This is a genomic window from Bacillus sp. AY2-1, from assembly GCF_008368965.1.
In the GTDB taxonomy this organism is placed as follows: Bacteria; Bacillota; Bacilli; order Bacillales; family Bacillaceae_G; genus Bacillus_A; species Bacillus_A thuringiensis_S.
The window spans coordinates 1-797 of the sequence record NZ_QPEL01000256.1 but is presented as its reverse complement, the minus strand read 5'-3'; the positions used below and the strand labels follow the sequence as shown (position 1 = coordinate 797).

Below are 797 nucleotides of genomic sequence, written 5' to 3'. Positions count from 1 at the left end.
ATCAAATCTGGAAAATTACCTGCAACAAAGGTAGAAAAACGAGGAAAACAAGTATATCTTATCGATGAGGAAGAGCTAGAAATTTTTATGCTAGATTATGAAAAAACTAAAACAAAAGAGCGAAAAACATTCATTACTAAAATTCAAGGAGAAGATATATATTTATACCAATTATTAAGACATCAACATACCGGAAAAGCAGCTAGGGTAATAGAGATCAATGGAACAGATGGAAAGATTCTTACAGAGGATGAAGAAATTTTCCCGCTATCCACTTATAAGGAACATGATTATTCCTTTGAATCTCTTCCAAAACAAGCTGTAATTACAAAACGGGGGTATTTATCTTTTTCATTTAAAAAGCCTCAATTATTTAATTCCATTACTTATAATTTAATTAACTTATTTTATAAAGAACTTGGTGTCACAAATATGCGATTGAATATTTCATCTGATACTATCAAATTAGAAATTAAACCTTTTGTATTACAAATAGAGCCATTGCAGTTTCAAGAAGAAATTAAATACTTACATTCTCATATGAAATCTGGCACGATCCTTCCACATGTAGAGGGGATTTACTTTAAAAGTAATGTAGAGCCATTCACATTTCATGCAGATAATGAATTCAAGAAAAAAGTAGTTCAAATGGCAGCGGATGCTGGTATTGGGCAAGAAGAATTCTTATTACAAGCAGTAAAATCCTATATAACAAATTTAGAGCAGTATTAAATACTAAAGCAAATAAAAAAGAGAAAAACTAACAGAAATAGTTAATTTTTCTCTTTTTTATTTGC

1 protein-coding gene is annotated in these 797 nt (G+C 29.4%); it reads left to right on the top strand.

Annotated elements, in window-relative coordinates:
- Positions 1-732: excisionase (locus DN403_RS29980; protein WP_149186073.1), on the top strand; the 732-nt coding region annotated here is incomplete at its 5' end.
- Positions 733-797: the final 65 nt, after the last annotated feature.